This window comes from Proteiniphilum sp. UBA5463, assembly GCF_002427225.1.
GTDB lineage: Bacteria > Bacteroidota > Bacteroidia > Bacteroidales > Dysgonomonadaceae > Proteiniphilum > Proteiniphilum propionicum.
In genome coordinates, this window is sequence record NZ_DIQL01000013.1 from 37,954 (window position 1) to 54,137 (window position 16,184).

Annotated in this window: 9 protein-coding genes; 8 read left to right on the plus strand and 1 reads right to left on the minus strand. The window is 40.1% G+C overall.

All coding sequences use genetic code 11. The features are described 5' to 3' along the window. Nucleotides 1–23 precede the first annotated feature (23 nt). From ilvD to ilvC, 4 genes are all read left to right on the plus strand, one after another. Nucleotides 24–1,862, plus strand: coding sequence for a dihydroxy-acid dehydratase (gene ilvD, locus B3B27_RS02870; RefSeq protein ID WP_238869497.1), 1,839 nt, complete (start codon nucleotides 24–26; stop codon nucleotides 1,860–1,862). 113 nt (nucleotides 1,863–1,975) lie between these two features. Beyond that, nucleotides 1,976–3,727 carry a biosynthetic-type acetolactate synthase large subunit gene (gene ilvB, locus B3B27_RS02875; protein ID WP_407681771.1) on the plus strand — a complete coding sequence of 584 codons (1,752 nt, stop codon included), beginning with the start codon at nucleotides 1,976–1,978 and terminating at the stop codon, nucleotides 3,725–3,727. Nucleotides 3,728–3,760: 33 nt separating this feature from the next. Continuing rightward, complete coding sequence (ilvN, locus tag B3B27_RS02880) at nucleotides 3,761–4,327, plus strand: acetolactate synthase small subunit (protein ID WP_238867322.1); 567 nt, start codon at nucleotides 3,761–3,763, stop codon at nucleotides 4,325–4,327. A 269-nt stretch (nucleotides 4,328–4,596) separates the two neighbouring features. Continuing rightward, entirely contained in the window at nucleotides 4,597–5,643 is a 1,047-nt protein-coding gene (gene ilvC / locus B3B27_RS02885) for a ketol-acid reductoisomerase (protein ID WP_238867320.1), read from the plus strand. A 212-nt stretch (nucleotides 5,644–5,855) separates the two neighbouring features. On the opposite strand, the gene B3B27_RS02890 is transcribed toward ilvC, so the two are convergent. Further along, entirely contained in the window at nucleotides 5,856–6,875 is a 1,020-nt protein-coding gene (locus B3B27_RS02890; protein ID WP_286846795.1) for a LacI family DNA-binding transcriptional regulator, read from the minus strand. A 782-nt stretch (nucleotides 6,876–7,657) separates the two neighbouring features. On the opposite strand from B3B27_RS02890, the gene B3B27_RS02895 reads away from it, so the two are divergent. The 4 genes from B3B27_RS02895 to B3B27_RS02910 all read left to right on the plus strand — a co-directional run bounded on the left by B3B27_RS02895 (nucleotide 7,658) and on the right by B3B27_RS02910 (nucleotide 16,085). After that, complete coding sequence (locus B3B27_RS02895; protein ID WP_238867315.1) at nucleotides 7,658–9,850, plus strand: DUF4434 domain-containing protein; 2,193 nt, start codon at nucleotides 7,658–7,660, stop codon at nucleotides 9,848–9,850. A 109-nt stretch (nucleotides 9,851–9,959) separates the two neighbouring features. Beyond that, entirely contained in the window at nucleotides 9,960–13,202 is a 3,243-nt protein-coding gene (locus B3B27_RS02900; protein ID WP_286846797.1) for a SusC/RagA family TonB-linked outer membrane protein, read from the plus strand. 11 nt (nucleotides 13,203–13,213) lie between these two features. Further along, nucleotides 13,214–14,920: a RagB/SusD family nutrient uptake outer membrane protein gene (locus tag B3B27_RS02905; protein WP_238867313.1), complete on the plus strand. Its 1,707-nt coding sequence runs from the start codon at nucleotides 13,214–13,216 to the stop codon at nucleotides 14,918–14,920. A gap of 31 nt (nucleotides 14,921–14,951) precedes the next feature. Beyond that, nucleotides 14,952–16,085, plus strand: coding sequence for a glycan-binding surface protein (locus tag B3B27_RS02910; RefSeq protein ID WP_238867312.1), 1,134 nt, complete (start codon nucleotides 14,952–14,954; stop codon nucleotides 16,083–16,085). The last annotated feature ends 99 nt before the right edge of the window (nucleotides 16,086–16,184 follow it).

The following is a 16,184-nucleotide window of genomic DNA, read 5'->3' on the forward strand; positions in this document are numbered from 1 at the left end:
GCAATAATAAAGAAGTCGTAAAAATGACTGCGGAAGGCAAGGGTAGCCTACGTAGTGCGACGAGCACCAGGGGTCGCCGTATGGCAGGGGCAAGGGCCCTCTGGCATGCCAATGGTATGACACGCGAACAGTTGGGCAAACCCATTATAGCTATAGTTAACTCCTTCACTCAGTTTGTACCGGGGCATGTGCATCTGCACGAAATAGGACAGCTGGTGAAAAAAGAGGTTGAGAAGCTGGGCTGTTTCGCAGCTGAGTTTAACACTATCGCCATTGACGACGGCATTGCCATGGGGCATGACGGTATGTTGTATTCCCTGCCGTCGAGAGACCTGATTGCCGATTCGGTGGAATATATGGTCAATGCCCATAAGGCAGATGCTATGGTCTGCATAAGCAATTGTGACAAGATTACTCCGGGGATGCTTATAGCTGCAATGCGGTTGAATATACCTGCTATTTTTGTTTCGGGAGGGCCGATGGAAGCAGGAATAATTGGTGATGAACAGATCGACCTTATCGACGCGATGATTGAGTCGGCTGATGAGGCTGTTTCCAGCGAACGTGTAGCTCAATTGGAACAGCTGGCCTGTCCCACCTGTGGCTCCTGTTCCGGGATGTTTACCGCAAACTCCATGAACTGTCTCAATGAGGCAATAGGACTAGCACTGCCAGGCAATGGAACCGTTCTGGCTACTCATGTCAACAGGAAAGAACTGTTTGTGAAAGCTGCACGGCAGATAGTGGAGAATGCTTACCGATACTATTTTGATGGCGACGAAACGGTACTTCCCAGAAATATCGCTACCCGTGAAGCGTTCCTGAACGCCATGACGCTTGATATTGCCATGGGAGGTTCTACCAATACAATACTCCATACGCTCGCTATCGCACATGAAGGGGAGATCGACTTCACACTCGAAGATATAGATGCGCTTTCGAGGCGCGTCCCATGTATCTGCAAGGTGGCACCCAACACAAAAAAGTACCATATCCAGGATGTGAACCGTGCTGGGGGAATTATGGGCATAATGAACGAACTGGCAAAGGCGGGACTGGTTAATACCTCGGTACACCGTGCTGATGGCCTTACTTTGGGGGAAGCCATTGGAAAATATGATATAACTTCAGGCAATTCTTCGGAAGAGGCTGTAACAATCTTTTCGTCCGCACCCGGGAACCGGTATAATATTGTAATGGGATCGCAGAATGCGAGGTTCAAAGAGCTCGATACAGACAGGGCAAATGGCTGCATCCGTAGTGTGGAGCATGCTTATACAAAAGATGGGGGACTGGCTATCCTGAAGGGTAATATTGCCCGCAACGGCTGTGTGGTGAAGACAGCGGGCGTGGACGAGGGTGTCTGGAAGTTTAATGGAAAAGCTAAAGTGTATCACTCACAGGAAGACGCTTGTAGCGCTATCCTTAATGGAGATGTCAGGGCAGGAGATGTGGTTGTTATTATCTATGAAGGCCCTAAAGGGGGACCGGGAATGCAGGAGATGCTATATCCCACATCCTACATCAAAGCAAAACATCTGGGAAAAGAGTGTGCCCTTATTACTGACGGGCGTTTCTCCGGTGGTACCTCGGGACTCTCCATAGGGCACATCTCACCTGAAGCTGCTGCCGGTGGTAATATAGGGCTGGTACGTGACGGAGATATTATTGAGATAGATATTCCCGGGCGATCCATTAATTTGAAAGTCAGTGACGAAGAGCTTGCCGAAAGAAGACGGACGGAGGAGGCCAGGGGAGAAGAGGCTTTCCGTCCCATACGGGAAAGGAAAGTGTCCAAAGCTTTGAGGGCTTATGCTGCTTTTGTCAGTTCTGCCGATCTGGGTGCAGTGAGAATCATTTAGATATTTTTTAAATTCAGCACTTAAGTTTTATAGATTAGGGTTATAAGGTCCATAATTAATTGTGTAAAGTTACCCGTAACGGTACTTTTTTATAACAATCAACAATGAATATTATGAATAGAGAGAAACAGACCCAAACAGTGATGTCCCCTTCGGAAGAAGCCGGGACTATTCAGGGCAGTGAGATCCTTATCCGTTCGCTTATCGCGGAAGGAGTGGATACTATGTTCGGGTACCCGGGTGGAGCTATTATGCCCGTGTTCGATGCTTTGTACGATCATAAAGATAAGATAAAACATATTCTGGTGCGCCACGAACAGGGTGCTGTACATGCTGCGCAGGGTTATGCACGTGTATCTGAAAAAGTGGGTGTAGCACTTGTTACGTCGGGCCCCGGAGCAACTAACACCATCACCGGTATCACTGATGCAATGATGGATAGCACTCCCCTGGTAGTCATCTCAGGACAGGTAGCTTCAGGTTTGCTGGGCTCGGATGCTTTTCAGGAAGCCGATGTAATTGGAGTAACACAGCCCATAACTAAATGGGCTTACCAGATAAGGCGAACGGAAGATATTGCATGGGCCGTTTCCAGGGCATTTTACATTGCATCTAGCGGTCGTCCCGGACCTGTAGTGCTTGATATAGCCAAAGATGCGCAGACAAACAGATGCGAATATTTCTATCAGAAGACTACCTTCCTACGGAGTTATATACCCTTTCCTGAGCCTGATACTGATCAGATACGGAAGGCGGCAGCCATTATAAACAGTGCCCAAAAACCTTTTGCGCTGGTAGGGCAGGGTGTTATTCTGGGAAATGCGGAGGAGGAGTTGCGTGCATTCCTGGAAAAAGGAGATATTCCGTTCGGTTCCACCATACTGGGATTGTCAGCCATGCCCTCCGGTCACCATTTGAATCATGGAATGCTGGGGATGCATGGGAATGTGGCGCCTAACATGATGACCAACAGTTGTGATGTGTTGATCGCTATAGGGATGAGGTTCGACGATCGTGTGACGGGAAATCTGAAGACATATGCCAGACAGGCAAAGGTAATACATTTCGATATCGATCCCGCTGAACTAGATAAGAATGTAAAGACATCTGCCAAAGTTCGTGGTGATGCAAAAAAAACACTTCCTTTAGTTACCGCCCTGCTGGAAAATCGATCGCATACAAAGTGGCTGGCTGAGTTTCAACCCTATGAACAGAAAGAGTATGATTGCATTATCAGAAATGAACTGTATCCAGAAAATGGAGAAATAAAAATGGGCGAGGTGGTTAACAAAATCACCGAGGCGACACATAATAATGCTATATGTGTGACCGATGTGGGACAACATCAGATGATGGCAACGCGTTATTTCAGATTTAATAAAACCCGTAGCATAGTCACATCAGGCGGGCTGGGGACGATGGGTTTCGGGTTGCCTGCCGGAATTGGTGCCAAATACGGTGCACCTGACAGAACAGTTTGTATCTTTGTGGGCGATGGAGGGTTGCAGATGACCATTCAGGAGTTTGGAACCATTATGGAATATAATTTGAATGTAAAGATCATTCTTCTGAACAATAGTTATCTGGGGATGGTGCGCCAATGGCAGGAATTGTTTTTTGATGAGCGATATTCCGAAACACACTTGAAAAACCCGGACTTCGTCAAGATTGCTGATGCCTACAACATCAAAGGACGTAAGGTGACAAAGCGTGAAGAGCTGGATGAAGCCATTAATGAGATGCTGGAGCATAACGGGGCATATCTGCTGGAGGTGAAAGTGGAAACAAAGGGGATGGTTTATCCCATGGTGCCCGCCGGTGGTACCGTTACCGACATTTTACTCGGAAACGGGCACAAGCTTTAAAAGTGAGTGAAAACAATTAATAAAAACTGAACTATGAATGAGAATAAAACATTATATACCATCACAGTATTTTCAGAAAATACTGTAGGCGTACTCAATCAGATCACTACTATTTTCACCCGTCGGCAGTTGAATATAGAAACACTGTCTGTTTCGCCATCGGCAATAAAAGGGATTCACAAGTTTACCATAACCACCTTTTCCGATGATGAGGAGGTGATGAAGAAGTTGGTGCGGCTTATTGATAAACGTGTGGATATTCTGAAGGCTTATTATAATACCAACGAAGATCTTGTGCACCAGGAGCTGGCGCTTTACAAACTCTCAACCGAGAAGGTGCTGGAACACGGTTCCATAGAGTATCTGGTGAGGAAGTACAACATCCGCATACTGGAGGTGTCCAAAGATTGTGTTGTGTTTCTTAAAGCAGGTCATTATGCCGAGACACAGGGGCTTTTTGATGAGCTGGCCTCAACTATAGGTGTTTTGCAGTTTGTCCGTTCCGGCAGGATTGCAATCACGAAATCTAAATTGGAGCGGCTGAGCGATATGCTGGCAAAGCATGAACAAGTACTCAACGGGATTGTTGAGAATGAATAAATGAGACTGCTCCGGGAACCATGAATATCAAAAATGATTATTTTAATACATTGAATATCACTATGTATTTTGGTCCCTCTGCAGTAAAAGAGAATTTTAGCAGGAGATTTATAAAAGGATAAATTAATTATATTATAATAATGGTCGATGAGTACACACCTCACATTTTAATCAGTCACAAAGCTCAGTGATCAAGATTTTTGATATCTGAAAGACTGCTCATATATAATGTTTAAGTTGTGACTCTTGACTCAAATAGTCAAAAAAATATGGCAAAAATGAATTTTGGTAGGGTAGAGGAAAATGTAGTTACCCGCGACGAGTTTCCATTGAGCAAAGCTCAGGAAGTGTTGAAGAATGAAACAATAGCAGTAATCGGTTACGGAGTACAAGGGCCGGGACAGTCTCTCAACCTGCGTGATAACGGGTTTAACGTGATTGTGGGTCAACGGAAGAACAGCAAGACCTGGGATAAGGCTGTGGCCGACGGATGGGTTCCGGGAGAAACCCTTTTTGAGATAGAGGAGGCATGCAAACGCGGCACAATTATCCAGTACCTCTTGTCAGATGCGGCACAGATTACGCTTTGGAGCACAGTAAAAAAGCATCTTACACCCGGTAAAGCACTCTATTTTTCACATGGTTTTGGCATTACCTATAAAGAGCGTACTGGCATTGTCCCTCCTCCCGATGTTGATGTAATACTGGTAGCACCTAAAGGCTCGGGTACAAGCCTTCGAAAAATGTTTCTTGAAGGCAGGGGACTGAACTCAAGCTATGCTATCTTTCAGGATGCCACTGGAAAAGCTTATGAGCGCGTGGTAGCTCTCGGTATTGGCGTGGGATCAGGATACCTGTTTGAAACCGACTTCAAGCGTGAGGTATATTCCGACCTTACAGGCGAGCGTGGTACGCTTATGGGTGCTATCCAGGGACTGTTGCTGGCTCAATATGAAGTGTTGCGCGAGAACGGGCATACCCCTTCTGAAGCATTTAACGAAACAGTGGAAGAGCTTACCCAGTCGCTTATGCCTTTATTTGCGGAAAACGGGATGGACTGGATGTATGCTAACTGCTCCACTACAGCTCAACGTGGCGCTTTGGACTGGATGGGGCCGTTCCATGATGCTACCAAACCTGTTTTCGAAAAACTATATAAGGAGGTGGCAAGCGGCAACGAAGCACAGCGCTCTATTGACAGTAACTCGCAACCCGATTATCGCCAAAAGCTGGAGGTTGAACTTAAAGCCCTTCGTGAAAGCGAGATGTGGCAGGCCGGAGCAGTAGTCAGGAAACTGCGTCCTGAGAACAATTGAACTCTTTTAATTGGTTTGTTGTTTGTAAACAATGTTTTTCATTGACTGAAAGATCAAATAAAAAACCGATACAGCATTTACATTTATAAAAGAGACACAGGCTTAAAAACCCGAGTCTCTTTTTTGATGCGCTGTGCAATGCAATTAACCAGGTGAAAATTCCAGCTCAATTATTACATACTGAATTTTAATCGCCGTGTATTAACAATGTCTTATTTTTGTATGATACTTTTCGCTGATTCTTTAATCATTAATCTGGTTTTTAGAAAAACACGTTTCGTTGTATTCTCTTTATCGTTTATTTTTGTAAATAAAATTCTTATAGCCATCTTGCAAATCTCTTCAATTGGTTGTGAAACACATGTTAAAGGTGGATCAATATAATCAAGATATGGATTATTGTCAAATGTAATAAGGGAAATCTCATCTGGTATTTTTAATTCTTCTTCTCTTATAGCTTTCAAAGAACCCATTGCTATTGTATTGCTGAAGGCAAATATTGCAGTAGGCCTGTTTTCTGTTTGGAGCAACAGTTTGGTTTCCAGATATCCGTTTTGTTCACTGAAAGAATCACCGGTTACCGAGTATGTATTAATGCCATGGTCCGACATGGCATCTTTAAAACCTTTTACACGCTGTGTATTTGGTGTAGAGTCTTTTACGCCTTGAATACAGGCTATGTTGGTGTGACCGAGTTCAATTAGATATTTTGCGGCCAAATATGCGCCGTTATAATTATCGGAGGTTACAAAACTCAAATCCTGATTTTCAAAATACCTGTCGATACAAATGAGTGGCATCCCCCTTTTTTTTAATTGCAACAGATGGTCTGAAACATTACTGCAAGGCACAATAATCATTCCGTCTATACTCCTTGATGTCAATTGTTTAACAGTTTCCAGTTCTATTGTAATATTATCATCGCTGTCGCCAATAAGTGTTATATAATTTGCCTTGCTTGCTTCTAAGTTTATAGCGCTCGCCATTTCCGCGAAAAAAGGATTTTTTAATGAGGGTACGATTAAGGCAATTGTCCGACCTGATCCTTTTCTGAGATTTCTTGCAAATTCATTTGGCGTGTAGTTATATTCATCGGCAGTTGATTTAATTTTCTCTTGTGTAGCTTTTGAAATTCTATAGTTATCTGCTTTTCCGTTTAATACTCTGGAAACGGTTGAGGTTGAGTAGCCTGTTATTCTTGCAATATCGGCAATATTAATCTTTTGTATCATACTATATAAGCTATTTTTTTTCAATGAAACTATTTCCTATGTTAGCAATTAGAATTACCGGTCATAAACAGCAAAGCTAAAAGAATTATTGCATTTGTAAAAGCAAAATGTTTTTCCTCCAGCCGGCATAGCAAAATAATTTACAATGCCATTGTTTAATGCAAAAGTTTAAACATGTCCCTTTCTTTTAACGCCCTTCGCTTGCAACAGTTACCCCGTGAAACATCGAAGCATCTTATATTTAGTTTATACGAATCGAATTGATACATACATAAGTTCAATATAAAGTTAAAACAAAGCTATTACAAACGAGACTTAAAAGAAACCAATTTTAAAAAAGTAACAAAGTTTAACAATAATAAAACGCGCAAACGATTGTGCTTTTGTAGTGTTTATCTACATTTACAGTTTATTGATGTAAAACATATTTAATAATTGTATTAATGAATAATATTTATAAATATGTTGATGGAAACAAAATCTCAACAAAAGATTATTTTTTCTATTGGCCAAATATGTTGGAACTGCCGGAAACGAATGTTAACAGCAAGGTGCAATATAGCGAAGGTTTTTTAAATTATTGAAGTTGAATAAGAATAATTTTCACCAGCTGTTAAAAAGTTGAATGGGATTTTTGGGTTATTGACTATAATTTAAATTTAAATTCATGAATCCCATTTAAAAATGTCTGAAATCAGAGTTTTTGGATGCTTAATATACTCATATCAATAGCTGTTTCGTAGGAAAATGACTTTTTCAAATATGTTCAAAAAAATAATCACATGAAAAGATACTTCTTAATACTTTTATTCTGTTTGATTGTCTCTTTATGCTCTTTATCACAGGTGGAAAATTTAAGATTCAGTGGTGGTGAGTTTAAAATTTTGCAAATAACCGATACCCATTGGATAGAGGGTGAGCGCTATAAATCAGCGAATGATAGTACTTATAATTTGATTCGTGAAATGATTCATATAGAGCATCCCGACCTGGTTGTACTTACAGGTGATATTGTAGTTGGAATTCCAGCCCTTTCTGGGTGGGAAAAACTGTCTGGGCTGTTCTCTGAAGAAAAAACGCCATTTGCTGTTGCTTTTGGTAACCATGATGGGGAGACAGATGTTAGTAAAACCGAAATTCTGGAATATTTGCGAACTAACCCGTATAACCTTACTTATGATGCCCGGAAAGGCACCCTGCCAGGTGTTGGAAACTGTACTCTCCCTGTTTTATCCTCAGACGGGACAACAGAAAAATGGATTTTGTATTTATTTGACTCTCATAATATAACTGACGATCGCTCTTTTGGTTATTACGATTGGATTAAACATGATCAAATTGATTGGTACAGGAATAGCAGTGATTATTTTACTGCTCATAATAAACGAAAATTACCTTCGCTGGCATTCTTTCATATTCCTTTGCCCGAATATGAAACGGCAAGATGGGTGTGCCGTGAATTCGGTGAGAGGCAGGAAGGAGTTTGCGCTCCCGGGTTGAATACGGGCCTTTTTTCATCGTTCATTGAAAAAAGAGATGTTATAGGTGTTTTTGCAGGGCATGATCATAATAACGATTACATGATTGATCTGGATGGCAATATAGCCCTTGCTTACGGTCGTAAAACGGGATATCCTTCCGCCTACAACGAAACACTTGACAGAGGTGTGCGTATAATTAATTTATATGAAGATGAGGCTGGTTTTGACACCTATACAAGAGATTTAAATGGAACTTATTTCCATTATAAGTTTGAACAGAAGAATAAAGGTTCCAATACGCCTCGTTTCAACGGGACTTTTATTCAAGAGTTCTTAGTTGCCGGGTGGAATGACGAACGTTGGGATCAGGAAATGGCAATGCTGAATGAAGCGGGCATCACATATTTAATATATGCACCAGCTCTTTTGACAAACGAGAAAGGAAGAGCAACCGCTTACTATCCTTCTCCTTTAGTAAAGAAAAATGCGCAAAAAGACAGGATTGAGAGATGTTTACGTAGTGCTCAAAAGTATGGTATAAAAGTATTCATCGGGATTAATTTTAATGAAAGATGGTGGAAAACCGATTATGACTCTGAATGGCTGTTTAATCAGATGGAGGCCGGCAATAAAGTTGCAGATGAATTAGTTGCTTTGTACAAAGAGAAATATAACAGAACCATGTATGGCTGGTATTGGGTTTGGGAGGTTGATAACCTGAACTGTATGACATCCGAATGTCAGGATGCTCTTGCCAAGGCATTGAATATTAACCTTGATCACCTAACTGAAATTACTCCTGACATGCCATTTATGATGTCTCCGTTCATGAATTATCGGGTCGGGGGAAATGCTCAGGAATATGCCGTAATGTGGGAGAATGTTTTTGCCCAAACTCATTTCAGAATAGGAGATATTTTTGCTCCTCAAGATTGTATTGGTGCAGGAGGGCTTACTTTGGATAATTTACGAGAATGGTTTTCAAAGTTGAAACAGGCTGTCAACAGCAAACCTGGATTAAAATTCTGGGGAAATGTTGAAACGTTTGATCAGCGTTTTTGGACAAGCGCTCCTATGGCTCGTGTCCAAAAACAATTGGAGATTGTAAACGGATATGTAGGCAATATTATCTGTTTTGCGTATAGTCATTATAATAGTCCTTTTGTAGTAAATAAAGAATATCATGATCTCTATTTGCAGTACTGTAAAACAGGAGAGTTACCTAAGATACCTCTTCCTAAAAAGGTTATAAATGCAAGCATCACCAAATCCCCGACTGGAACTGAAATTAAATGGGCACCTCAGGGTTTTGCTGCAACAGACGGATATAATATATATAAAGATGGAATACTTATATATAAGCTTCAGTTGCGTAATGGTAAATTTCAAACAAATTTTTCAGATAAGGACGGTAGTGTAAATAATGTGTATGAAATTTCAGCTTACAACGTTATGGGTGAGGAGTCTGAGAAAACGAAAGCAGAGTTGAAGTAAAAAATCGGAGTAAAGTGCAGTCTGGAAAAGATTTCTGACTGTTACGGCATTGATAGGGATCTGTTTTTGCGAGTAAAATATTTAAATATATCTATTGAAAAATTAATTTATGAAAAGATTGTGTAATTATTTGTCAGGAGTCGTAATGATACTGCTAATAGTATCAATGACTATTCCTAATAATTTGCTGGCTGAAAATATGGAGCAGTTTCAGTCTGGCAGAATCGAAGGAATTGTAATGGATGAATTGGGCGAGCCTATGACCGGTGTAACAGTACGTGTGAAAAACATGAATTTGGGTACTGTTACAGATGTCAAGGGGCATTACTCAATTAACGCGAATGAGAACGCTACTTTGGTTTTTTCTTTTGTTGGTTACAGAACTCAAGAGATTTTAGTAAGAAATAGAAGCATTATTAATGTTATTATGCAGGAAGACACTCAATTGCTTGAGGAGATGGTCGTAATTGGATATGGCAGTGTTAGAAAGAGGGACTTGACTGGTGCTGTATCTTCTCTGGCAGGTGATGCCCTGTTAAAAACCAATCCGGTAAGTGTTAATCAGGGTTTACAGGGAAAGCTGGCCGGTGTCAATGTTTCTCAGGCTGATGGAGCACCGGGAGCAGGGATCAATATTCAAATTCGCGGAGCTAACTCATTTACAACAAGCACGGAGCCGTTGTATATTATTGACGGAATGCCATTCTCTGTTGGGGAAGCACCGGCAACTGACTATGGTACGAAACAGAAAAACAACCCTTTAAGCATGATCAGCCCACAGGATATACAATCTATTGAGGTCTTAAAAGATGCATCAGCCACAGCCATTTATGGTTCACGTGCAGCAAATGGAGTAGTTATTATTACTACCAAATCAGGGAAAGAGGGGAAAGCAAGAGTACAGTTCAGTTCAAACTTAAGTATATCTAATCCGGTTAAAACAATTGACGTTTTAAGTGCGGCAGAATATGCTGAGTTTCGTAATGAGCTGGTAACTAATGGATATATGTATGATGGAAAAGAGTACGTGGATCCCTCTCAGTTGCCTTATCCTCTTCCTGGCCGCTGGAGTGAAACAATAGAGAAAGATCCCGTAACGGGAGAAGAAGTGGTTGTTAAAAGAGAATATTTACCAAGTCCTGATGATTTCAGAACAGGTTTTCTGCTTAACGATCAGATGTTTTACGGGACCAACTGGCAAGATGAAATATTCCATACAGCTATAAGTAAAGAGTACAATCTTACTGTATCCGGAGGTGACAAAAACGGCTCTTACATGTATTCAGGTGGATACTTGGACAATCAGGGCGTTATTGTAAATTCATATTACAAGCGTTATTCAGTACGTGCAAATAATACTCGTAAGGTCAACGATTTACTGGAAATTGGAGCTAACATTAGTTTCACAAGTTCCGATAACAGGTTGGCACGAACAAACAGTGAGAATTATGGTGTAATTGCTTCTGCAATATCTTTCAATCCAACACGTCCGGTATTTGACCCAAGCAAGGACTCCGGATTTTCTGAAGATTTCTCGTCGGGATTGGCTAATCCGTACCTTACTGTCCATACCGAAAAGAACTTACTGGAATCTGTTTCTGCTTTTACTTCAGGATTTGGTGAGCTTACATTTACTGATTGGTTGAAGTTCCGTCAAAATTTTGGTTATAGTTATAGCTTTAATGAACGTAATCAGTACTATAATCGCTGGACAGGTTCGGGACAATATCCAACAAACGGCTATGGAGTTAAATCAGATAATGCATACGAAAGTTTAACGACCGAATCTTTACTTAATTACGACAAAAAATTTGGTATTCATGCTGTAAATGCTGTTTTAGGTTTGACTTATGAAAAAGTTATGTGGAAAAATAAATCTATGAATGCTAAGAACTTTCCTTCTGATGATACTGAAGATAACGACATTAATGCAGCTATCGGAGCAAAAGAGATCAGTAGTGGAAAAGGACAATCTCAGTTGATGTCTTATCTGTTCCGTACAAATTATAATCTCATGGATCGGTATTTGTTGACATTTTCAATGCGTCGTGACGGCTCCAGCCGACTTTCTTCACTAAATCGCTGGAACAACTTCTATTCTGGGGCCATTGCATGGCGTTTGTCGGACGAAGAGCTCATTAAATCACTGAACTTTTTTGATAACTTGAAATTACGGTTTAGTGCGGGACAGACCGGTAATCAGGGCGTAAACGCATATGCAACCCGTTCTCGATTCGTATCCTCTAACTATCCATTTGATGGCACTTTTACAAGCGGCATGGCTGAAGATCGCTGGGGAGGCCCTGCTGCACCCGATTTGAAGTGGGAGACGACAATACAGTATGATTTAGGTTTAGACGCTGCTTTTTTTAATAACCGTGTAAATCTGGTCTTTGATGTTTATTACAAAAAGACTTCGGATCTGTTACAGTACAAGTTGATCCCAATGAGTTCAGGATTCGCGGAAATTGCTTCCAACTACGGTTCAGTAATTAATAAAGGGTTGGAAATAAGCGGAAATTTCATTCCGGTAAAAACAAAAGATTTTATTTGGAGATTTGATGCAAATATCTCTTTTAACAAAAATAGGGTAGAGGGATTAAATGCAGATCAGTTCTCTGATGTTGCCTGGGGTATTGAAAGCATGTTTTTAAGAAGGAATGGATATCCTATTGGAACACTGTATGGTTATGTTGAAGATGGCTTCTATGATAATGAAGCAGAAGTGAGAGCCGACAGATATTATACTAATGAAAGTGCATCGAAAGTTAAAAGTATGGTTGGACAGGTCAAATACAAAAACATGGATGATGATCCCGTTATCGATGATCGTGATAAGACAATTATTGGAAACACCAATCCTGACTACCAATACGGTATAACCAATACTTTAATTTATAAAGATTTTACTTTTAGCTTCTTTTTACAAGGGACACATGGGAATGATATCCTTAATGTTAATTTAAAGAGTTTTGAGATGGCAGGCAGTAATAATATGCCGAAGTTTGTTTGGGATAATCGCTGGACAGCAGATAACAGAGCAAATGCTTTGTGGCCACGTTCAGACGGAACCTATACGCGATCAATGAAGCCTTCTGACCGCTATGTGGTAGACGGTTCTTACTTGAGGTGTAAGAATGTCAGCCTAAGTTACAGGTGGACGCCTCCCTTCAAATATATTGAATCCATTAACTTTGTTTCCAGTGTAACAAATTTGTTTACTATCAGTTCATATGATTGGTATGATCCTGATGTTAACACTTTCGGCAGTGATGCGTCACGCAGAGGAGTGGACCTGGCATCCTACCCAAGTGCACGCACATTTAATTTTGGTATTCAATTAGCATTTTAAAAAGTAAAAATATGAAACTCTCAAAATTATTAGCTGTATATGCTATAAGTTTATTTATATTAGGGGCGTGTTCCTTAGATGAAAAGACCTTTACTTTTGTTTCAGGTGAAGATGTTGCAGCTGCACGTAGCTATGATCAATTGGTTGCGGGAGCTTACCTCACTTTGGACTTTCCTTTCGAATGGGGTAATTACCATAATTTGGTTAACTTTGATTGTGATTACCAAACAGGCCCTACTTGGGCATTTGGTGAGATTGGTGCCGGGAACTTTTATGATTCAGGCTCTGCCAATAATTTTTTCAAATACTACAGTCAATCTATTCACCGAGCTAATTATCATTATTATTTGGTAAGCCTTATAAATGGCATTCCTGAAAAAACAAAAAACAATGCTTTGGGTGAGCTCCGTTTTTTAAAGGCATGGTCACAATTTCAACTGGTTCAGTTTTATGGGCCAATACCACTGTTTAAAACATCTATTGGAGAAGGTAATGTACCTGAACTACCCAGGTCTTCGGTTAAAGAGGTTTATGAACACATTATCGAAACTTTAAAAGAGGCTGAGACTCTTTTGATCCCTCGCACTGATTCTGAATATAAAAAAGGACATGTGTGTCGCGGTACAGCTAAAGCATTATTAGCCAAAGTTTATGCAACCATAGGTTCTGCTTCAATGAAAAGCGGTAATATTATTGTGAAAGGAGGGCCTGGTTCAGTAACCAATCCTGATGGAACTAAGTCTCGTCTTATGCCACAAGCTATTACACACAAGAAAGACCTGGTTTCAGGATATGAAGTTTTTGACTCAAAAGAGTATTATCGTTTGGCGAGAGAGAAAGCATTGGAAGTTATTAACGATAATGAGTTCCAGCTGGCAGTTTCACAAAGTCAATTATGGAGTCCTGAATATAAAAATGGCCCTGAATTTCAATTCTGTCTGCAAACTATTAAAGAAGGGACACTCTATTATAATTACATAACATCAGATTATTGGGGATACCCGAGAGCAAATGAAAATAATGTTTGGAGTAGTGGATATTATATTCAGAGAGATCATTGGTTGCAAACTTTTGATGACTGGGATGATGACCGTATAAACTGGGGAATCATGCACCGTGTCCCTCTTTCATATAACCAGGAGACCGGGAAAATGACATATTGCTTTTATCCTGAGCGAGATAGCGTGTACGTAAAAAAAGGTGAAAAAGGATATAGCCCTACCGATATTGTGCGGTACGATGCACATCTGTATGGATCAAAACTGAGGAAGTTTACGGCTGTAACTACCCCTATCGATGGTAATAGAACAGATTTCAACTGGCCATATATGCGTTACGCTGAAACATTGCTAATCTTTGCCGAAGCAGATAATGAAGTAAATAACGGTCCTTCTGCAGAGGCTTTGAATATAATAAGTCAATTAAACACACGTAATAATAGTTCAACAGTTATCGACAGGAATAAAAAACAACCATTTACTCTGGAATCTTTTCGTTCCTATATACTGGAAGAACGGGCAAAGGAGTTAGCTGCCGAAGGCCATCGCAGAACAGACCTTATACGTTGGGGTATCTACTTGCAGGTTATGAATGCTATTGGAACAACCGACGAAAATGGAGTTATCAAGAGGCGTGAACAGAAACATCTGTTGATTCCGTTACCACCAAATGAGGTAAACGCAAATCCTTATATCGAAACCAATAATCCGGGATGGTGATTATATTTATTAACGACAAAAGCGAATAGTTATGAAAAAAAATATTTACGCCAAGAGTTTATCATGGTTAATTGGAGCATTATTATCTGTTTTAACAATTGCCTCTTGCTCAGTTGATAGCGAAAAAGTAGATTTAATTTCATTATCAAAGATAACCACGATAAAAGATTTAAGTACTACTATCACAAAGGCTGCATTAGGCGATTTTATTGCGATTCATGGTACAGGCCTTGACATAGATAACATTGATTCAATTTTGATTAATGACGTGAGAGTAGATATGCTGGAAGTATATACTGAAAATGACATACTTTATATGAAAATTCCGGTAAAACTTCCTGTAATTGAAACAAATAAAATCTATGTCTACAATAAGTTGGGTATTCAGGAGATTCCGTTTCAGGCACTTGCGCCTGATCTTAAACTAGACCGTATGTTCAATGAATATACAAAGCCTGGTGATACAATTATGATTTACGGTGATTTCTTCTCTTTGTATGAGATTAATTCAATAAACGCTGTTGTGGATTTTAATGGAAAAACAAGTAAGGTAATTTCTTCAGCCAATAATTATTTAACAGCTCAGGTACCTAAAGATGTGGATAAGAACATTAAAGTAAAAGTTAAAGGTCTGAAGTATAATGTTGAGGCTGTTTGCCCGGGACGTTATTATGACAGGGAGTGTATGATAATGGATTTTGATGAATTAATGCCAAGCAATCCAGTTAATGTTGTTACTGATCCGGCAGATAAACAACGTTTGAGTGGAAATTTTCTGCGCATTGACCATACTTCAGCATACTCGGGCTGGTGGTATATTGCAGAGAAGGGTGGTGTACCTTACACTGATGATATGCTTGACAATTATCAGAATTATGTGATAAAATGTGAATTCAGAACAGCTAACCAGTTTATTGAAGGTAGAATCAGAATTCTCAGCTATCTGTTCTGGGACGCAGCTCCAATGGAATGGAAGCCTACAGATTTCACTATTCAAAACTTCAATAGATGGGAAACCATTACCTTACCTTTTGTTGTAAACCGGTCGAGTACATACAAGGACAACTATTACTACCATTCTTTTAATATGCGTCTAGAGATTGATCCGAATATTGCTCGTAATTTTTCTTTTGATAATATTCGCGTATTTAAAAAGGGTGATTAATTTTATTCTTAATTTGTTTGTGGTCTCAAGATTTAGTTGTTATTACAATACATTTGAAAGTTAAATAATTAACAGATATCCTATGACAATCTATTCACG